We start from the raw sequence: 19,301 nt of genomic DNA on the forward strand, positions 1-19,301 counted from the left end.
GTCTGGTGACCGTGGCAGCATGGCTGGCGGCCGCTGCCATCTTGATTGTTGCCTCCGCAATTTGGCTGGGCGCAAAGGCAAACATTGTTAGAAACGAGCTCGACGCTGCGACGCGACTGATACCAGTACTCAAAGCGAACATCGCAGAAGATAAACCAGAAGCGGCTAACGACACAGTCGATCAGTTGCGTTCACACACAGCAGCGGCGCGCGATGCAGCAGGAGATCCACTTTGGACTTTAGCCAAAGCCATTCCAGGACTGGGGGCAAATTTTAGTGCGGTCGCGGAGGTAGCGCGCTCCGCCGATGATGTCGCCACACTTGGTGTTTCTCCTCTCGTCAAGGTGTTCAACTCGCTCAACTGGGACAGTCTTCTTCCCAGCGCCAGCGGGACCGACTTAAAGCCGCTTCAGAATGCCTCTCCGAGCGTCATGTCTGCGGCACATGCGGTGCGGGTCTCAGCGGAAAGGCTAGACAGGATAGATATCAACACCTTGTTGCCTCAGGTTGCCGGGCCACTGACAAGTGCCAGAGAGCAACTGCAGGCGGTGACGGGTGCTCTGGATGCGGCGGCAGACGCCTCCAGAATCGTCCCCGGCCTGATGGGGGCGGAGGGTCCGCGCACCTATCTTCTTATGATCCAAAACAATGCCGAAGCCCGGGCGTCAGGAGGCATCCCTGGCGCACTGGCGGTGCTCACCTTCGACAAAGGAAAGCTGACGCTGGGAAGCCAGCGTACAGCGGGCGACTTGGGGGTTATGTCTCCACCCGTGCCTGTGGATGCGGAACAACAGCAGATCTACTCCGGGCGCCTCGGTACGTTCATGCAAGATGTCAACCTGACCCCCGACTTCCCCACCACCGGCAGAACTGCACAGGCCATGTGGGAGAGGAAAACGGGACAAAGAGTCGATGGCGTGATTTCAATGGACCCGGTCGCGTTGGGCTACATATTGGAAGCCACTGGTCCGGTCAAAGTAAGCAACCCGGAGCTATTGTCGTTGGCTGCCGGAATGCCGACAGAATTGTCCGGCAAGAATGTTGTACAGACGCTGCTCTCCGACGTCTATGCGAGAATCGAACAACCCAAGCTGCAGGACGCCTATTTTGCCGGCGTGGCACAGGAAATTTTCTCGGTTCTGTCCAGTGGCAAGGGGGACTCAAAAGGTCTCATCGACGGCATCACGCGCGGTACGGCTGAGGGACGAGTGATGGTTTGGTCCGGAGCGGACGACGAACAGTCCATCATTGCGAAGTATCCCTTGAGCGGCTCAATCGCTGGTGTCAGTGTCCATCCTGCCCAGTTCGGCGTGTACTTCAACGATGGCACCGGCGCCAAGATGGACTACTACGTCAAGCGAACTGTCCAGCTCGTTGAAGAATGCACGGCTGACGAGTATGACCAGATCAAAGTGCGCATCACCAGCACGAACACAGCACCCGCAGATGCGGCAACTTCACTGCCGGCCTACGTGACCGGAGACGGCGCCTTCGGTATCCCGCCTGGCACTGTACAGACCAACATCACGTCCTACGGTCCGGTGCAAGCCAACGTTGAAACCGCTATGCTGCAAGGCAAGAGGATCCCGTTGGCTGTCGGTCGGCACAGCGGACGACCGGTCGGAACTGTGACGGTCATCTTGGCTCCCGGTGAGACAAAGATCGTCGACATGACCTTTAGCAAGATCGTCCAGCATACTGAGCCAGTGTTGGTTTCCACGCCCACAGTTCAGGCGGTGAAAGACGTCGTATTGAAGACAAAAGCCGCAGACTGCTCGCCCGCTAAATAGACAGGGTGTTAACAGTATGTAAAGCGTCTGGATTCACTTTGGTCACACCCGCCTCCAGGTGCTATCGTCTACGTGGGCAGGACAAATGAGATTTCAACCTACGGTCACTCGGGGGGCCAGAAATCTCCAACATGATGTGACACTCGCATAAACGGTCTCAGGGGGACAAATTGAAGAAGTCTATTGCTGCGCTCGCGCTCGCAGGCACCATCGCACTCACCGGTGCAGTTCCGGCTATGGCCGTCAACGCACCGTACCCGGCACCGAGCACCGGCACCGGCGGTCAGGGAACCGTCGACGACGGCACAGTAACGCCGGGCCAGACGTTTACATTCTCGGGAACTGGCTTCCTTGCCGGTGAAACGATTACCATCACCATCACCATCACGAGCACGCCTCAGGCGCTGGGGAACGGCGTGTCCGGTGGGGCAAGCCTTGCCGTTCCGTCCAAGATCAACATTGTAGCTGCTCCGCAGACCTTCACCACGACGGCAGCGTCCGACGGATCGTTCGCTTTTCCGCTCAGCCTTAGCGAAGCGGGAACCTACACGCTCACGGCCGTTGGAAATACCTCGGGCCACAGGGTTTCCGTTCCGGTGACCGTAGCTGCTGCAGCAGGGACCGGTACGGGTCTGGCAAACACCGGTGGTAACACGGCTGCCGGCGCTGGCCTGGCCAACACAGGCGCTGACTCCAGCCTCATCCTGTGGTCGCTGGTTGGTGGCGGCGCACTCGTAGCAGGCGCTGCTTCGGTAGTAGTAGTTCGCCGCCGCGCCAACGCAGAGGCTTCCGCATAGGCGCTAGGTACCAAAAGCTCTAAAAGAGGCGGTTGATTTCCMGGATTTCCGGGAAATCAACCGCCTCTTTGCTTGTTCCGCCCCGACAGCTCCGGGCTCGCGCAAAAAATGCCCAAGGCGAAACTCGCGTCGGGCATTTTTCGTACGTTCTTTCTGGCTCAGCCGTTGAATTCCTTCATCCACGACTTCAGGTCTTCGCCGAACTCGGCTCGTTCAGAAGCAAGAGTAATCACAGCCTTCAGGTAGCTGAGCTTGTCACCGGTGTCATACCGCCTGCCGCGGAAGACGACGCCGTAAACTCCGGAACCCTCCCCCTCGCCGGCCGCCAGAGTCTGCAAAGCGTCCGTCAACTGGATCTCCCCGCCGCGGCCAGGCTCGGTCTCTTCAAGCACATCGAACACAGCGGGGTGCAGGACGTAGCGGCCGATCACGGCCAGGTTAGATGGGGCCTCCTCAACAGAAGGCTTTTCCACCAGGCTGTTGACACGGACGTAGTCCTCACCTTCGATCGCTGAGATGTCAGCGCAACCGTAGGCGCTGATCTGGGAGGACGCCACCTCGATCAACGCTATGACCGAGCCGCCCGTCTTCGCCTGGACCTCCACCATCGTCGTCAGAAGCTCATCCCGCTCGTCGATCAGGTCGTCACCAAGAAGGACGGCGAATGGCTCGTCACCGACGTGCTGGCGGCCGCACAGGACCGCATGGCCCAGACCCTTCGGCTCACCCTGGCGCACGTAGTGGATCGGTCCTAGACCGGAGGCGTGCTGGACGGCATCCAGGCGGACCTGGTCTCCCTTGACCTCGAGTGTCCGCTCCAGGTCCGGGGCGCTGTCGAAATGATCCTCAAGCGCACGTTTGCTGCGGCCGGTGATCATCAGGACGTCGGTCAGGCCAGCTGCGACAGCCTCCTCAACGACGTACTGGATGGCCGGCGCGTCTACTACCGGCAGCATTTCCTTCGGCATTGCCTTGGTGGCAGGCAGGAAGCGCGTGCCCAAACCTGCTGCCGGAATAACGGCTTTACGGACTGATTTCCCCAACGTTGTCATGACTGAACCCTACAAATTGACTTGCAAAATGCGAAATTTGCGCCGCAGATTTCGGCCCTATTCGAGGCTCGCGTAAGTTCGTATGTATGGGGAAATGGCGTCAGGCAGGAGCAGTGCTCCCGGCACGAGCGCTTTTGGCCCTGTACCTGGCCGGACTCGCTCTCGTGGCGTTCTGGCCAACCCCTGTTGACCGGCCGGTCGCGGGCCGCCTGCAGATGGTGCTCTTTGCCCTCCACACGGCCGGGCTGCCGGAGTTGATCAACTACAGTTTCGTGGAGTTCTCTTCCAACATCCTCATATTTGCGCCGATTGGCGCCCTTGCCGCGTTGGCATTTCCGTCTTTCCACCGCGGACGGATTGTCTTGGCCGGATTCGCGGCCTCATGCGGCATGGAGTTGGGGCAACAGCTGTTTCTGCACGACAGGTTCCCGAGTGCGATGGATATCGTTGCCAATACGGCGGGCGCGATGTTGGGGCTCTGGGTTTTGCGTGTGCTTGAGGAGTGGTTGCGGCAGGGTGGTTTCGACAAGCTCAACCAGCGGTAGGTTTCTTGATTTCGACAAGCTCAATCAGCAGATTACGACAGGCTCAATCAGCGGCGGATTTCTTGATTTCGACAGGCTCAATCAGCGAACGGTTTCGACGGGGTCAATCAGCCCTTGAACTTGGGCTCGCGCTTCTCCTGGAACGCCCTAAAGCCCTCGGCATAGTCTTCGCTCTTGCAGAGCCTCGCCTGCTCGGCGTTCTCTTCCTTCATCGACGCCCACAGCCCCAGGCGCTGGTCGCGGATGTGCGCCACCAGCTCCTTGCTCGCCTTGAACGCACCCGTCGCCCCGGTTGCCACCTTGGCCACGATCGCCCGGGTGGACTCCAGCAGCTCTTCCGCCGGCATCGCCCTGCTGAACATCCCCTTCGCCACGGCCTCGGCGCCGCTCATCAGCTCCGCCGTGTAGATCAGGTCCAGCGTCCGGTGCATGCCCAGCCGCTCCGTGAAGTACCAGTGCCCGCCCGAATCCAGCGTGGCCCCCAGCTTGGCGAACGGCGAGCCAAACTTCGCGTTCTCCGCCACGTACACCACGTCCGTCGCCAGCAGCAGGCCCAGCCCCACGCCCAGGCAGGCCCCCTGGACGGCCGCGAACGTCGGAGCCGGGAACGAGCTCATCTTCTGCAGCAGCGGCTGCACCAGCCTACCCAGGTATGCCTCGGCGTCGTCGCTCTCCGGCGTCACGCCGGCGATGTCCCGGCCCGCGCAAAAGGCGCGGCCCTCTCCCCTGAGCAGCAGCGCCCGCACCTCATCGCGCGAGGCAGCGGCAGCAGCGTCGTCGTACGCCTGTGTTAAATCCCGGAGCGCCTGCTCATCAAGGGAGTTCAGCTTGTACGGTGCGTTGAGGACGACTTCGGCGATGCCGTTGGCGATGGAGAGGGAGATCATTCGGTCCTTCTTTCGGGTTTCGACGGGCTCGGTTTCGACAAGCTCAACCAGCGGTTCTTGGTTCGCTGGCTCAACCAGAGGGTCTCTTGGTTTCGACAGGCTCAACCAGCGGTTCTTGGTTTCGAGGTCTCGACAGGCTCGACCGGCGGTTCGGTTTGTTGGTCTCGACAAGCTCGACCGGCGGGTCTTTGCTTTCGACAGGCTCGACCAGCGGGTCCTTTGGTCTCGACAAGCTCGACCGGCGGTGACTACACGTCGAAGTCGACGGTGACTTCCTTGCTCGTCGGGTGGGACTGGCAGGTCAGCACGTAGCCCCTGTCCAGTTCATCCTGCTCCAGCGCGTAGTTTTCGTCCATGGTCACGGTGCCGGTGACCACCTTGGCGCGGCACGTGCCGCAGACTCCCCCGGCGCACGCGAACGGCACGTCCGGGCGGACGCGCAGCGCCGCGTTGAGGATTGACTCGCGGGCGTGCGTGGGGCTGGCCACGTCGCCCTGCAGGCCGTCCAGCTTGAACGTGATCTTGTACGTCTCCTTGGACTCGTCCTCGATGACGGGACGGCCGGCGTTGCCCTCGGGCCGGTCCGGTTTGCCGGAAGTGAACAGCTCGAAGCGGACGTGCTCCGGCTTCACGCCGCGCTCGGCCAGGGTGTCCCGGCACAGCTGCACCAGCTCGAACGGCCCGCACAGGAACCACTCGTCCACGTCGTCCGCGTGGATGGCCGTGCCCAGCAGCGCCCGCAGCTTCTCGGCGTCGATCCTTCCGCTCAGCAGCGGCGCGATCCGCTGCTCGCGGGACAGCACGTGGTGCAGCGCCAGGCGCGACGGGTACCTGTCCTTCAGGTCCGCGAGCTCCTCCAGGAACATCACGTCCATGGCCGCCTTGTTGGCGTAGATCAGGTCGAACCGGGTCTCCGGGTTCGCGGCCAGCAGCGTGCGGGCGATCGCGATCACCGGGGTGATGCCCGAGCCCGCGGCGATCGCCACAAAGCTGCCCGGCTCCCCCGCCAGCTCGCTTGCCATCTGCTGGGGGCGGTTCATGGAGTTCATGACATTCTGGTCCACGGCCCGGCCGTCCCGGCCGTGCTTGGAGACGAACGCGCCCATGGGGCTCATCACGTCCAGGGTGTCCCCGGCCTTCAGCTCGGCGTTAGCCCACGTGGAGAACAGCCCGCCCAGGTCCTTCTTGACGGCCACCCGGATCTCGCTGGTGCCGTCCGCGAAGCTCCGCGGCTCGGCGCAGATGGAGTAGCTGCGGCGGATTTCCTTCGGCTCGCCGTTCTCATCCGGCAGCGTGGTGCGCAGGGCCACGTACTGGCCGGGCAGGTAGTCGAACTGGCCGGCCAGTTCGGCCGGCACCGCGAAGGTCACCTCGATGGCATCCTCGGTGAGCCGGCGCACCTCCGCGACGGTGAGGGTGTGGAAAGACGGACGACGGCGGCCGGTGGCCTGCGCCGATTCGGCGGCGGCCTGGCGGACAACAGGCATGGGAGATTCCTTACAGGACTTTGAAGTAATCGAACGGTTCCTTGCACTCCTGGCACACGTACAGGGCCTTGCAGGAGGTGGAACCGAAGCGGGTGAGTTCCTTGGTGTTCAGCGACGAGCACTGCGGGCATTTCACGGCCAGGCTCAGCCTCACCGGGCCGGAGTGTCCCCCGGCGGCGGCGCGGCCGCTGGGCGGGGCGATGCCGTACTCCTGCAGCTTGGCCTTGCCGGCGTCCGTCATCCAGTCCGTGGTCCAGGCCGGAGCGAGCACCAGCTCCACGTGGACGCTGGGGTAGCCCTCCTTGCGGAAGGCGGCCTTGAGGTCGTCACGGATGGCATCCATCGCGGGGCAGCCCGAGTACGTCGGCGTGATGGTGACCTGGACAGCGGGCACCAGCCCGCCGTCGTCGAACAGCCGGACGCTGCGGAGGATCCCCAGATCCTCAATGCTGAGCACGGGGATTTCCGGGTCGCACACCGTGGCGGCGACGGCCCATGCCTTCTCCTGGGCGCTGACCTCCGCGATCCGGGTGCCCGGTTCCTGAACGTACACGGCGGTCACCAGCTTGCTCCGGGATGCTCCCGGGCCAGCACCTGCATCTCCGCGAGGATGTAGCCCAGGTGCTCGGAGTGCTTGCCGCGGCGGCCGCCGCCCGGTGCGAACGGCACCTGCGGAACCTCCAGCTCAGCCTCGGCGAGGATTTCACCGGTGAGGCGGTCAAAGTCCGCCTTCAGGCTGGAAGGCTCGACGGCGGTGCCGGCTTCAGCCAGGCGGCGGGTCAGCTCGTCATCAACGAAGAGCTCGCCCACGTACGGCCAGATGAGCTTCAGGCCGTGGATGATCCTTGCCCGCGACTCCTCGGTGCCGAGGGCGAGGCGGAGGATCCACTGGGCGCTGTGGTCGCGGTGGTAGTCCACTTCCTTCACGGCCTTGGCGGAGATGGCGGCGAGCGTGGCGTCTGTGGACTTGGTCAGCCGGCTGTACAGCTCGAACTGGTAGTAGCTCACCACGAACTGGCGGGCGATGGTGACCGCGAAGTCGCCGTTGGGCTGCTCGAACAGGTGGGCGGAGCGGAATTCGTGCTCGCGGCGGAAGTAGGCGAGATCGTCCTCGCTCTTCTCGTTGAGGCCGCCGGCGTAGCTGAGGAACGAGCGGGCGTGGCCCAGCTGGTCCAGGGCGATGTTGCCCAGGGCCACGTCCTCCTCGAGCTCGGGGGCCCGGGAGATCCAGTGGCCCAGGCGCTGGGCGAGGATGAGGGCGTCGTCGCCGAGGCGCAGCGCGTACTCGGCCGCGTCCTCGGAGGGCTTCACCAGGCCGGTGCGGACCTCGAGGGCGATGTCCTCCGGGCGGAGCGCGTTGCCTGGCGTGATGCGGGTGGCGCTGGCGGACGAGTCTCCGCTGCCTGCGACCCCGACCGAGATGTCGCCGTGGCCGGTGGTCTCTTCGGTGTGGGTTTCGGTGTTCGTTGCGGGAGTGGTCAAGCTTTCAGAATTCACAGGTGCTTCACTCCTTCGCTCTTGGTGTAGTACGTGGCGTGCCGGTAGTCCTTGCCCTGCGGGGACTCGAAGAACGAACCCTTCGCATCGGGATCGCTGGCGGCGATGGCGTCGGCCGGGACCACCCAGATGGACACGCCTTCGTTGCGGCGGGTGTAGAGGTCGCGGGCATTGCGCAGGGCCATGGCCGCATCCGGCGCGTGCAGGCTGCCCGCGTGGACGTGGCTAAGCCCGCGGCTGGACCGGACAAAGACCTCCCAGAGCGGCCAGACGTTGCCGGTGGAGCTGGTTGAGCTTGTCGAAACCGAGCTGGTCGAAACCCCGCTGGTTGAGCCTGTCGAAACCGAGCTTGCCGAAACCGGGATTTCGACAGGCTCAATCACCGGGGCAGCTGAAGGCTCAATCACCGGGGCCACCGGGCCGGCCGGGACCTTGGCGGCCGAGCTTTCTACTGCTCCGGCGGAGCTGGCCGGTACTTCCGGGTTGCCGTGGGGGCTCATGCTGCGTATTCCTTTTCTGCGTGCTTGCGTGCCTGTTTTGCCGCATAAGCTGCGGCTGCTTCGCGAACCCAGGCGCCGTCGTCGTGCGCTTCGCGGCGGCGCTCAAGCCGCTGCGCGTTGCAGGGGCCGCGGCCGGCCAGGACTTCCTTGAACTCTTCCCAGTCCAGCGGGCCGTGCTCCCACTTCCTGGTTTCCTCGTTGAAGCGGACTTCGCTGTCCGGGAGGGTGAGGCCAAGGACGCGGACCTGCTCCACCATCATTCCGACGAAGCGGCTGCGCAGTTCGTCGTTGCTGAAGCGCTTGATGTTCCAGGCCATGGACTGCTTGGAGTTGGGTGAATCGTCGTCCGGCGGGCCGAACATCATCAGGGCCGGGGCGTACCAGCGGTTCACGGCGTCCTGGGCCATCTGCTTCTGCGCGGGGGTGCCGTTGGAGAGTTCCAGCAGGATCTCGAAGCCTTGGCGCTGGTGGAAGGACTCTTCCTTGCAGATGCGGACCATGGCACGGCCGTACGGTCCGTAGGATGCGCGGCAAAGGGGCACCTGGTTGCAGATGGCGGCGCCGTCAACCAGCCAGCCGATCGCGCCCATGTCCGCCCAGGTCAGTGCCGGGTAGTTGAAGATCGAAGAGTAGCGGGCCTTACCGGCGATGAGGTCGTCCATCATCTTGTCGCGCGGCTGGCCGAGGGTCTCGGCGGCGGAATAAAGGTACAGCCCGTGGCCGGCCTCGTCTTGGACCTTGGCCATAAGGATGGCCTTGCGCTTCAGGCTCGGCGCGCGGGAGATCCAGTTGGCCTCCGGCTGCATGCCGATGATCTCCGAGTGCGCGTGCTGCGAGATCTGGCGCAGGAGGGTCTTGCGGTACGCGGCATGCATCCAGTCCTTCGGCTCGATCCGGGAATCCTGGGCCATGACGTGGTCAAAGTACGCCTGCCCTTCCGCCTCGAGCTGTGCCGCCCGCTCCTGATCCTCTGGGGACAGTGCCTCCGGCACTGGCTGCAGATTCTGCGCTGCCATGGTTGCTCCTATGCATTCACGTGCGTCCTCGGAAATAATTACCGACCGTTCGTTCAGGATATGCGGAAGGTTTGGAGGGCGTCAAGCACGGGGCGCACACAAAAGCGCCGCTGGCTTCTCTTGAAGACAGCGGCGCTTGAGTGCAACCACAGGGTTTTGCAGGGGTCGTACTACTTGAGGTAGACGGCCAGCGCTTCACCGGAGTTACGGGGTTCAAAACCAGCTCCGCGAATTTTCTTCAAATCCAGTGCGCTGTTCAGGGGCCTGGGAGCGGCTGGTTTGCCCTTGAAGTACTCCGCTGTGCTGACACCGGTTACGTGGTCCCTGGACGAGCCGGTGAGCTCGTAAACGTCTGCGGCAATATCCGCCCAAGACTGTGGCTCACCGTCGTTGCTGAGGTTGTAGGTGCCATATGCCGACTGGGAGTCGAGCAGGTGCTTTATGCCGGCGGCAATATCTTCGGTGAACGTGAGCCGGCCGATCTGGTCGTTGACCACCGATGGCCTGATGCCCCGTTGTGCCAGAGAGGCCATGGTGCGGACAAAGTTGCTGCCTTCACCGATCACCCAACTCGTCCGCACGATGTAATGCTTGGGGACCACACTGACCACTGCGTCTGCAGCTGCCTTGGTCTGTCCGTAGACACCAAGAGGAGTGAACGGTTCGCTTTCATCGTGGGGCCCCCGGGCGCCGTCGAAAACGTAGTCGGAAGAGACATGCACCAGGGCCAGGTCATGCTCAACCGCAGTCCGAGCAAGACGCGCTACCGCTCCAACATTGACTTCCCATGCCGCTGCCCGGCCATCAGCGGTCTCAGCTGCATCTACAGCTGTATAGGCAGCTGCGTTGATGATGGTGCTGTAGTTTTTCCAGTTTCGGCTGCTGAAGGCTGCGTCGCTGGATAAATCGAACTCCGCCCGACCTGCAAATTCGACCGACTCATCGCCGTCGTAGGCTGCACGCAGGGCCTTACCAAGCTGGCCATACGCACCTAGGACGAGGGTTTTCTTGGGCGCCATGGGGACGACTTCTGCCAGACGCGGGTGCGCCTTGTCCTTGTCCGAAAGCTCCGCCTGGTCCAAGGGAATCGGCCACCTGATTCCGGCGGTTTCATCGGCGAGATTAAGGAACGTGTATTGACCCTGCCCATCTGCTGACCAGTGGTCGTTGACGAGGTAGGTGTATGCCGTGTCGTCCTCTAGGGTCTGGAAAGCGTTGCCCACTCCCCGCGGAATGAAGATTGCCTGGCTGGGGTCCAATTCGGCAGTAAACACGGCGCCAAAAGATGGGCCCTCGCGCAGGTCCACCCACGCACCGAAAATCCTGCCGGTCGCGACGGAAATGAACTTGTCCCACGGCTCGGCGTGGATCCCGCGAGTGGTTCCGGCCTTTTCGTTGAAGGAAATATTGTTCTGGACCGGCCGGAAATCCGGCAGCCCGAGGGCGATCATTTTTTCGCGCTGCCAGTTCTCCTTGAACCAGCCGCGGTTGTCGCCGTGGACCGGAAGGTCGTAGAGGACGACGCCGGGAATTGGAGTTTCGTGTGCTGAAAGAGGCTTGGAGAACGCGATCGGCATCGTCTACTGGCCCTGTTCCTTGTACTTTGCTTCCGTGGCGGCCTTCTGAGGACGCCACCAGTCCTGGTTGTCCCGGTACCAGTCAATGGTGTTCTCGATGCCCGAATCGAAATCCGAGAACTCCGGCTGCCAGCCCAGCTCGTCGCGGAGCTTGGATGAATCGATGGCGTAGCGCAGATCATGGCCGGGGCGGTCCACAACGTGGTCGTACGCGTCCGGAGCCTCTCCCATGTGCTTAAGGATCAGCTCTACGACGTCCTTATTGTTCTTCTCACCATCGGCGCCAATCAGGTATGTTTCCCCGATCCGGCCTTTGGCGATGATCGCAAGGACTGCTGAGGAATGGTCGTTGGCGTGGATCCAGTCCCTGACGTTCTCGCCCTTGCCATAGAGCTTGGGCCGGATACCGTCGATCACGTTGGTGATCTGCCGAGGTATGAACTTTTCGACATGCTGGTATGGACCGTAGTTGTTCGAGCAGTTGCTGATCGTCGCCTGCAGGCCGAAGGACCGCACCCAGGCGCGCACCAGCAGGTCCGAGCCAGCCTTGGTGGAGGAGTACGGGCTGGACGGGTTGTACGGCGTCTGTTCCGTGAAGCGTTCCGGATCGTCCAGTTCGAGGTCGCCGTAAACCTCGTCGGTGGAGATGTGGTGGAACCGCTTGTTGTGGTTCCGTGCGGCCTCGATGAGTGTGTAGGTGCCGATGATGTTCGTGTCCAGGAACGGGCGAGGGTCATGCAGTGAGTTGTCGTTATGTGACTCCGCAGCGTAATGAACCACCACGTCGCAATCAGCAACCAGGCCGTCCACGAGAGCTGCATCCGCGATGTCCCCTTCGGCAAGCTGGAATCGGCCTGGGGGCAGCCCAGCCAAGGAGGCCCGGTTTCCTGCGTAGGTGAGCTTGTCCAAGACCGTGACGGCGTCATCTGTGTGATTGAGAACGTAGTGGACGAAGTTGGAACCAATGAAGCCGGCGCCACCGGTCACGAGGAGTTTCTGCATGATTTCCATAGTTCCATAGCGCCACTGATTTGGTTGAACTTCGAATTGCCCGGAAACTTGGACTTATGCGCGGAATTATCCTCGCCGGGGGGACCGGTTCAAGACTTCATCCAATCACGTTGGGGATCAGCAAGCAGCTGGTCCCCGTCTATGACAAACCGATGATCTACTACCCGCTTTCTACGCTGATGCTCGCGGGCATTCAGGACATCCTGATTATCACCACGCCTCACGACGCCGACCAGTTCCAGCGGCTTCTCGGCGACGGCAGCCAATTCGGCGTCAACATCACGTACACCCAGCAGCCGTCCCCGGACGGATTGGCCCAGGCCTTCGTCCTCGGCGCGGAACACATCGGCGACGGACCCGTTGCGCTGGTGCTAGGGGACAACATCTTTTATGGCCAGGGCATGGGTACGCAGCTCCGCCGGTTCGCCAACATCGATGGTGGAGCGATTTTCGGTTACCGGGTCGCGGACCCTACTGCCTACGGAGTGGTGGAGTTCGACGCCACGGGCAGGGCCATCTCCCTCGAGGAAAAGCCGGAACACCCCAAGAGCCATTACGCGGTACCGGGACTCTATTTCTACGACAACGACGTTGTGGAAATCGCCCGGAATCTCAAGCCCTCGCCCCGTGGAGAGCTTGAAATTACGGATGTGAACCGGGAATACCTCCACCGCGGCAAACTGCAGGTGGAGATCCTTCCCCGCGGTACAGCATGGCTGGACACCGGAACATTCGACTCCCTCAACGAAGCGTCCGAATTTGTCCGGACCGTCCAGAAGAGACAGGGCCTCTCAATCGGCTGCCCCGAGGAAATTGCCTGGCGACTCGGCTTCCTCAGCGACGATGAGCTCCAGGATCGGGCCGCGCCCTTGGCCAAGAGCGGCTACGGCCGCTACCTTCTGGACCTGCTCGCCGAGGATGCTGCCGAGAACCCGGAGCGTCTGGAACTGTCTCTCCGCTGATTGACGTTCGGTTGCGGCGTTCATTCGTCGTGGGCGCTAACAGACATGCCAGATGTCGATGCCGGGCATTCTCTTCAGATCTCAGTGCCCTTGAAGGGGCAGACGTCCCTTCGACGGATCATGGGAGCAGCACCGCGAAGAGGTCCGTCTCAACCTGGCCTCTTCCCGCCAGTGCGAGGAACTTGGCAGCACCCTAGCGTTTTCCCAAGGTCTGGAACCCACAGTTGTTGCTAGGGGCAACCGTTGCAGAAATTCTCACCCCATGAGGCGAAGGAGTTCCTCGTGGTCATGTTCGGTCTCGGAATCACACCTATAGGTTGACGACCGGGGCGGCTGAATTGGCTTGCGCCCCCACGCCAAGGAGGCCAGAGCATGTCTGAGGAATCTGCAAACACGGGCGCGCTGCCACGCCGTACGCTGCCACGCCGTACGCTGCTGCGCCTGGGGGCGGCCGGAGGAGCCGCCGCCGCGCTCGCGGCCGCACAGACCTGGGCCGCTCCGCTACTGGCTCAGAGAGGACTGCTCTCCCCCGACGGCGCCTTCGCCGCCACCTCCACGGCACTCAGCGACGGCCTGTTCTACATTGAACAGTTCCCTACGAGCCCGCTGATCATCTCACCGTTCAACGACCCGCTGCCCATCCTGAAGGCGCTGGCCCCGGTGCCGAAATCGGTCTACAGCGCCTGGCGGAATCCGCCGGGCCCGGGGCCGGGCCAGCAGAACTCGCTGCGAAACCAGCAGCACCAGATCTGGCCCAACAAAATCGGCTATCCGGACCCGATCGTCTACAAGATCGATCTGCTGCTCCGGACCCATGCGTTCACCACGTCCCAGGTGCTTCCGATCGATGTGCACGGGCGGCCGGCGATCTCTTTTGACGCGAAGCGCAAGACGTACCCCGCCGGCACAAAACGGACCTTGCCTCCCAGCGCGATTTACGGCTTCAACGGCGGCTTTCCGGGAGCGAGGATTAACGCGGAGTACGGCAAGCCGGTCCTGGTCCGGTTCGAGAACCACCTGGCCGAGAACCCGCTGAACCTGGACCGCCAGGACTTCGGCGCCCCGGACCTGTCCTTCCTCACCCACCTGCACAACGGCCACACCGCACCGGAAAGCGACGGCAACCCCCACTACTCGATGATCGCCGGGCCCAAGCACCGGGGCTACCGGCCGGGAATGTTCGTCGACAACCTGTATCTGAACTACCCCTCCGGCGGGGACGACCGCGAAAAGCAAAGCTTCTACTGGTTCCACGACCACGCGATGGACCACACCGGCGCAAACGTGTACAAGGGCATGGTGGGCGTGTACCCGCTCTACGACCCAAAGAACGGCATCGACACCGGCGACGAGCGCCGGGGACTGCGACTGCCAGGGGTCCGCACCAACAACCCGGACGGATCCTTCGACGTCAAATACGACATCCCGCTGGCGTTCTTTGACTGCCGGCTCGACGACGGCGTAACCACGCATCAGGACTTCCACGACGGGCTGGGCGAGTACCCGGCCGCCAAGAACCCGGCAACCCACCCCGAATGGTGGGGCAAGACGTTCTACAAGCACTTCCCCAACCACGGGTTCGTCGGCGACCTTTTCACCGTCAACGGGACGGCCTTTCCGGTGCTGGAGGTGAAGCGGCGCAAATACCGGCTTCGGTTCCTGGACTGCTCCGTGGCCCGCATCTACGAATTCAAGCTGATGACCTCCACCAAGGGACCGAAGTCCTCGGCGTCGCTCGGGTACAACGGCGACGAACTCCAGGGCCAGTACCGGATCGAGGACGGCCAGCAGTGCATGCAGTTCACCCAGATCACTGCCGACGGCGGCCTTCTGCCCTTCCCGCTCACACGCAACTCGTTCGAGCTGTGGCCCGCGAAGCGCCGCGAGGTGATCGTTGACTTCACCAAGTACCAGGACGGCACACCCACCACCAAGGGCGACGTCATTTACCTCACCAACATCATGAAGATGCCCGACGGGCGGATGTGGTCCAAGTCCTCCCGGTTCTCGCCTGACCCGAAGTACAAGGTGCCGGTCCTGAAGATCGTGATCGGCGATACCGCGCCGGACGACAGCCAGATCCCCGCCGCCATCTTCCCCCTTCGTCCACTTCCGCCGCTGCCCAGCAACTGGCAGAGCATGCTGGATAACCGGATGATCTTCGAGGTGCAGCGCGGCAGCGCCGGCGGGGAGACCGAGTGGCTGATCAACGGCAAACCCTTCGATCCGAACCACGCGCTGGCAAGTCTGAAAAACCCTGCCGGCCGGACGCCGCTGGCCCAGCAGAAGAAGGGAAGCTTTAATCTCTGGGAGCTCCGCAACGGTGGCGGCGGCTGGGTGCACCCGGTGCACCTTCATCAGGAGGAACACCGGACGGTCATGCGCAACGGCAAGGATGTGACCCGCACTCCGGATCCCGGGCATCCCGATGACTCCTCGAAGGAAGACACGGCAGCGCTCGACCCTGGCGAGTCGGTAATCGTCTACCGGGGGTTCCGGGACTTCGTGGGGCCGTACGTGGGGCACTGCCACAACCTGGCGCACGAGGACCACGCCATGATGTTCTCCTGGGACATCACGCCCTGACCGGGCCCGTGGTTGCCAATTCAACGGCCTGCCACTGTGACTGTCTAGACTGTGACCGTGCCCGCGAACCCGCTTGACCCAAGCCCCGGACCGACCCCCGATCCGGGCTCACCCCGGAGAAGCCGAATCGCCGAAAGGCTTCTCCCCGGCGGGACCGAGCCCGACCCGCGGTTCACCCTGGCCAATGAACGGACGTTCCTGGCCTGGATCCGCACCTCGCTGGCGCTCCTGGCCGGCGGCATCGCCGTGGAAGCCTTCACCTCGGACGTCTTCCTGGAACCTGTCCGTCGGGGGCTCTCGGTGCTGCTGCTCCTGCTCGGCATGATCCTCAGCGCCGGAGCTGCCGTTCGGTGGCTCCGCGTCGAAGGCAGCCTGCGCACCAACCGGCCGTTGCCTCTGCCGCTCATTGCCCCGCTGCTCGCCGCCGGCTGCGCCGTCGCAGCGGCGGTGGTGATCGCCGTCGTCGTCCTGGCCTGACAACATGACCCGCAACCCGCCGGACGGTCCACTGCACGGTTACCCTAGCCACGGCGATCCGGGGCTGCAGCCCGAGCGCACGGTGCTGGCCTGGGGCCGGACGATGCTAACGATGGTGACCGCCACCGCCATCTTCCTCCGCTGGATTCCGGAACACGGACCGCTGGTCCTGCCGCTTTTTGCCGTTTCGGCAGCAGCCGCAGCGGCCATCTACTTCACCCAGCGGGTGCGCTACCGCCGGGGCATCCACGGCATCACGGCGGGGCAACTGGCACCGGACATCGCCGCGGTTCTGTGGACGGCAAGTTCATGCGTGGTGCTTGGCGCCCTTGGCCTCTGGGTGGTGCTGGCGTGACAGCACGCAGTACCTGTTTAGCCGACGGCGTTGGCCCGGGCCGATTCCACGACGTTTTCCGTCGCGGCCCAGGATGCGAGGAGCCGGAGGGATTCGTCGGAGGGGCTGCCGGGGACGGCGGGATACACCGTAAGGGTGTGTCCCGGGTCGTCTTCGAGTTCCATGGCCTGATAGTTCAGTTCGAGGAGCCCAACCACCGGGTGCTGGAAGGATTTCGTACCTGAGTAGTGGCGGCGGACGTTGTGCGCGGCCCACCGCGTGCGGAACTCATCGCTGCGCATCGAGAGTTCGCCGACGAGTGCGGCGATTCCCTTGTCGTGCGGGTTGCGGCCGGCGTCGCGGCGCAGGATCGCGACGTTGACGTTGGCTGCGCGGTCCCAGTCGGGGTAGAAGTCGTGGGCGCGCGGGTCGAGGAAAATGAACCGTGAGTGGTTCGCGGGTCGGGCGGGGCTTCGGTACATCTCGGAGTAGAGGGCGTAGCCGAGGAGGTTGGCCGCGACGATGTCCATGCGGTTGTTCCCGATGAAGGCGGGCGCTCCGGTGATCGCGTCGAGAAGGTTCTGCATCACGGGCCGCACGCTTGACGGCGCCGCGGTGGTGGGACGCTTCCGGGTTGATGTGTTCGCTGCGCGTGCGAGGTCGTAGAGGTGGTCGTGTTCGGCGCGGTCGAGTTCCAGTGCCCGCGCGATGGAGTCGAGGACGCTGTCCGATACGCCGGAGAGGTTTCCGCGTTCGAGGCGGGTGTAGTAGTCGACGCTGACGCCGGCGAGGCGGGCGACTTCTTCCCGCCGGAGACCTGTCACGCGGCGCCGCCCTCCGATCGGTTCGATGCCTGCCTGCTCGGGGGTGATGCGTCCGCGCCGGGAAGCCAGAAACTCTCGTGTCTCGGCTCGGTTATCCATACCGCAACGTTACGACGTAACCGGGAACGGTTGGGAGGGTCTGCCATAACCCGTTTCAGCAGGGCCCTCGCTACACGCGCCCGTTGCGGGTTTGATGGAAATCAGCCCCCCGCATTCAACGAATTGGAGCACCAGCCATGCGCGCAACCATCCTGCACGCCCCCGGAGACGTCCGCGTCGAGGACCGGGAAAACCCCGCCATCCAAGAGCCGACCGACGCGATCATCAAGCTGGTCGCGGCATGCGTGTGCGGGTCGGACCTGTGGCCCTACCGCGGCGCCGACGATGTTGAACTCCCGGGCCTGGAGATGTTCTTCTCGCACGTCCACCTGCACGGCGGACCGGCCCCTGTCCGGGACTACCTGCCCGAACTGATTGACCTCATCCTCCGCGGGGAGATCAATCCGGGGAAGGTCTTTGACCTGGAACTGCCCCTCGACGAGGCAGCCGAAGGCTATAAGGCCATGGACGAACGCCGAGCCATCAAGGTACTCCTGCGGCCATGACCACGTCGTCGACCACAACACGATCGCGGCCGTCAGGAGCCGTCCCGGCGGCACTCGTCGCCACGGTCATCTTCCTCACCGCCGTCGCTCCGCTCGCCACCGACATGTACGTCCCGGCGTTCCCGCGCGTGTCTCAGGAATTTGGCACGACGGCGTCCGCGGTGCAGTTGACCCTGACGACGTTTTTCGCTGGGATGGGGCTGGGGCAACTTGTCGGCGGCCCGTTCAGCGACCAGCGCGGCCGGCGCATGCCCCTGGTCGCTGGCACGATTCTGATGGCAGTCGCGTCCGTCGCCTGCGCCCTGGCCCCGGACGTGGGCGTCCTGATGGTCGCTCGGTTGTTGCAGGGTTTCGGGGGTGGGTGGGCGATGGTGATCGGCCGTGCCGTCATCGTCGACCTCGCACACGGTTCGCAGCTGGTCCGGGTACTCAACCTCGTCATGGGTATTGGCGGCGTGGCCCCGATCATCAGCCCCCTGCTCGGGGCGGTCATCCTGCAGCTGACCGGCTGGCGGATGACGTTCTGGGTACTCGCCGCTCTGGGCATCCTCATGACGCTGTGCGCCCTGTTCGTGGTTCCCGAGTCGCTGCCGCCTGCGAAACGGCACGCGGGCGGGCTGCGTGAATTCGGGCACGCCGCACGCACCGTGCTGTCAAACCGCCGGTTCGTTGGGTACGTCGTGGTGGCGTCCTCTGCGTTCATCGCACTCTTCGCTTACGTCGCCACGTCCGCATTCATCCTGCAAAACATGAACGGTCTGTCACCGGTGGCGTACTCAATCGTCTTCGCCGCCAACGCAGGCGGCATGACCATCGCCGCCCTCGTCTCGGCGCGACTGGCCGGCCGCGTGCCCACCCGCCGGGTCATCCTCACCGGACAGGTCATCGCCCTGGCCGCCGGCGCGGCCATGCTCGCCGGAGCCTTGTGGTGGGCCACTCCCCTGCTGGTGGCCATGGGCAGCTTCTTCGCCCTCATGGTGGCCCAGGGCCTCATCAACACCAACGGCGGCGCCCTCGCTTCCGCGGAAGTACCCGCGCACCCGGGTACCAGTTCAGCGGTTCTCGGCCTCGTGCAATGGACCACTGCCGGCATCGTCGCACCGATCGCCGGCCTCGGCGGCTCCGACACCGCCGTCCCCATGGCGGCGCTCATGATCGCCGGGGCCCTGCTCTCCCTGTTCGGACTCCTCATCCTGGCCCGCCCGAACGCCTCACGGCCGGGGACATCTCCCCGGGACACACTGGCGCATCCACAGTGACTGCACGGATTTCCGCACCTTCGTAGCACCCGTCGACTGAGGCTGCTGACGGAAAAGTCCAGCGTGTTTCTTGGCGCCCTTGGCCTGTGGGTGGT

General features: G+C 63.6%; 18 protein-coding genes and 1 pseudogene. 9 read left to right on the top strand and 10 right to left on the bottom strand.

From position 1 onward, the window contains the following. Positions 1-5: 5 nt before the first annotated feature. On the top strand, positions 6-1,790 hold the full coding sequence (locus tag AC1DDG_RS05535; protein WP_476875247.1) for a DUF4012 domain-containing protein: 1,785 nt from the start codon (positions 6-8) through the stop codon (positions 1,788-1,790). 170 nt (positions 1,791-1,960) lie between these two features. Next, complete coding sequence (locus tag AC1DDG_RS05540; protein ID WP_476875248.1) at positions 1,961-2,587, top strand: LPXTG cell wall anchor domain-containing protein; 627 nt, start codon at positions 1,961-1,963, stop codon at positions 2,585-2,587. 158 nt (positions 2,588-2,745) lie between these two features. Here AC1DDG_RS05540 and galU read toward each other — a convergent pair whose 3' ends face one another. Continuing rightward, positions 2,746-3,639 (bottom strand): UTP--glucose-1-phosphate uridylyltransferase GalU, encoded by an 894-nt coding sequence (gene galU / locus AC1DDG_RS05545; protein ID WP_476875249.1) that lies wholly within the window; start codon positions 3,637-3,639, stop codon positions 2,746-2,748. 134 nt (positions 3,640-3,773) lie between these two features. Here galU and AC1DDG_RS05550 point away from each other — a divergent pair, with 134 nt between their 5' ends. Then, positions 3,774-4,184 (top strand): VanZ family protein, encoded by a 411-nt coding sequence (locus AC1DDG_RS05550; RefSeq protein WP_476875250.1) that lies wholly within the window; start codon positions 3,774-3,776, stop codon positions 4,182-4,184. Positions 4,185-4,291: 107 nt separating this feature from the next. Here the strand turns inward: AC1DDG_RS05550 and AC1DDG_RS05555 are convergent, their stop codons facing one another. The 8 genes from AC1DDG_RS05555 to rfbB all read right to left on the bottom strand — a co-directional run bounded on the left by AC1DDG_RS05555 (position 4,292) and on the right by rfbB (position 12,150). Further along, a complete protein-coding gene (locus AC1DDG_RS05555; RefSeq protein ID WP_476875251.1) occupies positions 4,292-5,071 on the bottom strand; it encodes an enoyl-CoA hydratase/isomerase family protein in 780 nt (259 codons plus the stop codon). A gap of 248 nt (positions 5,072-5,319) precedes the next feature. After that, entirely contained in the window at positions 5,320-6,558 is a 1,239-nt protein-coding gene (paaE, locus tag AC1DDG_RS05560) for a 1,2-phenylacetyl-CoA epoxidase subunit PaaE (RefSeq protein ID WP_476875252.1), read from the bottom strand. A 10-nt stretch (positions 6,559-6,568) separates the two neighbouring features. Next, entirely contained in the window at positions 6,569-7,120 is a 552-nt protein-coding gene (paaD, locus tag AC1DDG_RS05565; protein ID WP_476875253.1) for a 1,2-phenylacetyl-CoA epoxidase subunit PaaD, read from the bottom strand. Then, complete coding sequence (gene paaC / locus AC1DDG_RS05570; RefSeq protein WP_476875254.1) at positions 7,117-8,040, bottom strand: 1,2-phenylacetyl-CoA epoxidase subunit PaaC; 924 nt, start codon at positions 8,038-8,040, stop codon at positions 7,117-7,119. Before paaC ends, paaD begins: the two co-directional genes overlap by 4 nt. Before the next feature lie 11 nt (positions 8,041-8,051). Next, positions 8,052-8,555: a 1,2-phenylacetyl-CoA epoxidase subunit PaaB gene (paaB, locus tag AC1DDG_RS05575; protein WP_476875255.1), complete on the bottom strand. Its 504-nt coding sequence runs from the start codon at positions 8,553-8,555 to the stop codon at positions 8,052-8,054. Beyond that, complete coding sequence (gene paaA, locus AC1DDG_RS05580; protein ID WP_476875256.1) at positions 8,552-9,571, bottom strand: 1,2-phenylacetyl-CoA epoxidase subunit PaaA; 1,020 nt, start codon at positions 9,569-9,571, stop codon at positions 8,552-8,554. The genes paaB and paaA overlap by 4 nt, the downstream gene beginning before the upstream one ends. Before the next feature lie 170 nt (positions 9,572-9,741). Beyond that, on the bottom strand, positions 9,742-11,148 hold the full coding sequence (locus AC1DDG_RS05585) for a sugar nucleotide-binding protein (protein ID WP_476875257.1): 1,407 nt from the start codon (positions 11,146-11,148) through the stop codon (positions 9,742-9,744). 3 nt (positions 11,149-11,151) lie between these two features. Further along, complete coding sequence (gene rfbB, locus AC1DDG_RS05590; RefSeq protein WP_476875401.1) at positions 11,152-12,150, bottom strand: dTDP-glucose 4,6-dehydratase; 999 nt, start codon at positions 12,148-12,150, stop codon at positions 11,152-11,154. A gap of 65 nt (positions 12,151-12,215) precedes the next feature. Between rfbB and rfbA the strand changes: the two genes are divergently transcribed. The 4 genes from rfbA to AC1DDG_RS05610 all read left to right on the top strand — a co-directional run bounded on the left by rfbA (position 12,216) and on the right by AC1DDG_RS05610 (position 16,539). Continuing rightward, a complete protein-coding gene (gene rfbA / locus AC1DDG_RS05595) occupies positions 12,216-13,121 on the top strand; it encodes a glucose-1-phosphate thymidylyltransferase RfbA (RefSeq protein WP_476875258.1) in 906 nt (301 codons plus the stop codon). A gap of 372 nt (positions 13,122-13,493) precedes the next feature. Beyond that, the gene (locus AC1DDG_RS05600; protein WP_476875259.1) at positions 13,494-15,707 is read left to right on the top strand and encodes a multicopper oxidase family protein; all 2,214 of its coding nucleotides are present in this window, start codon (positions 13,494-13,496) and stop codon (positions 15,705-15,707) included. A gap of 57 nt (positions 15,708-15,764) precedes the next feature. Then, on the top strand, positions 15,765-16,184 hold the full coding sequence (locus tag AC1DDG_RS05605; RefSeq protein WP_476875260.1) for a YidH family protein: 420 nt from the start codon (positions 15,765-15,767) through the stop codon (positions 16,182-16,184). A 4-nt stretch (positions 16,185-16,188) separates the two neighbouring features. Next, on the top strand, positions 16,189-16,539 hold the full coding sequence (locus tag AC1DDG_RS05610) for a DUF202 domain-containing protein (protein WP_476875261.1): 351 nt from the start codon (positions 16,189-16,191) through the stop codon (positions 16,537-16,539). A 17-nt stretch (positions 16,540-16,556) separates the two neighbouring features. Here the strand turns inward: AC1DDG_RS05610 and AC1DDG_RS05615 are convergent, their stop codons facing one another. Next, complete coding sequence (locus AC1DDG_RS05615) at positions 16,557-17,441, bottom strand: helix-turn-helix transcriptional regulator (protein WP_476875262.1); 885 nt, start codon at positions 17,439-17,441, stop codon at positions 16,557-16,559. A 284-nt stretch (positions 17,442-17,725) separates the two neighbouring features. On the opposite strand from AC1DDG_RS05615, the pseudogene AC1DDG_RS05620 reads away from it, so the two are divergent. Both AC1DDG_RS05620 and AC1DDG_RS05625 read left to right on the top strand, forming a co-directional pair. Continuing rightward, positions 17,726-17,947, top strand: a pseudogene (locus tag AC1DDG_RS05620) (IMP dehydrogenase); the annotation flags it as partial. After that, positions 17,944-19,206 (top strand): multidrug effflux MFS transporter, encoded by a 1,263-nt coding sequence (locus AC1DDG_RS05625; protein WP_476875263.1) that lies wholly within the window; start codon positions 17,944-17,946, stop codon positions 19,204-19,206. The pseudogene AC1DDG_RS05620 and the gene AC1DDG_RS05625, both read left to right, overlap by 4 nt. Positions 19,207-19,301: the final 95 nt, after the last annotated feature.

This window comes from Arthrobacter sp. 10L430 (genome assembly GCF_056395245.1).

Excerpts from the sequence above, each read along its gene's own strand:
- galU (WP_476875249.1), bottom strand. The coding sequence starts at position 3,639 with ATGACAACGTTGGGGAAATCAGTCCGTAAAGCCGTTATTCCGGCAGCA.
- AC1DDG_RS05555 (WP_476875251.1), bottom strand. The coding sequence starts at position 5,071 with ATGATCTCCCTCTCCATCGCCAACGGCATCGCCGAAGTCGTCCTCAAC.
- paaE (WP_476875252.1), bottom strand. The coding sequence starts at position 6,558 with ATGCCTGTTGTCCGCCAGGCCGCCGCCGAATCGGCGCAGGCCACCGGC.
- paaB (WP_476875255.1), bottom strand. The coding sequence starts at position 8,555 with ATGAGCCCCCACGGCAACCCGGAAGTACCGGCCAGCTCCGCCGGAGCA.
- paaA (WP_476875256.1), bottom strand. The coding sequence starts at position 9,571 with ATGGCAGCGCAGAATCTGCAGCCAGTGCCGGAGGCACTGTCCCCAGAG.
- AC1DDG_RS05585 (WP_476875257.1), bottom strand. The coding sequence starts at position 11,148 with ATGCCGATCGCGTTCTCCAAGCCTCTTTCAGCACACGAAACTCCAATT.
- rfbB (WP_476875401.1), bottom strand. The coding sequence starts at position 12,150 with ATGCAGAAACTCCTCGTGACCGGTGGCGCCGGCTTCATTGGTTCCAAC.
- rfbA (WP_476875258.1), top strand. The coding sequence starts at position 12,216 with ATGCGCGGAATTATCCTCGCCGGGGGGACCGGTTCAAGACTTCATCCA.
- AC1DDG_RS05600 (WP_476875259.1), top strand. The coding sequence starts at position 13,494 with ATGTCTGAGGAATCTGCAAACACGGGCGCGCTGCCACGCCGTACGCTG.
- AC1DDG_RS05610 (WP_476875261.1), top strand. The coding sequence starts at position 16,189 with ATGACCCGCAACCCGCCGGACGGTCCACTGCACGGTTACCCTAGCCAC.
- AC1DDG_RS05615 (WP_476875262.1), bottom strand. The coding sequence starts at position 17,441 with ATGGATAACCGAGCCGAGACACGAGAGTTTCTGGCTTCCCGGCGCGGA.
- AC1DDG_RS05625 (WP_476875263.1), top strand. The coding sequence starts at position 17,944 with ATGACCACGTCGTCGACCACAACACGATCGCGGCCGTCAGGAGCCGTC.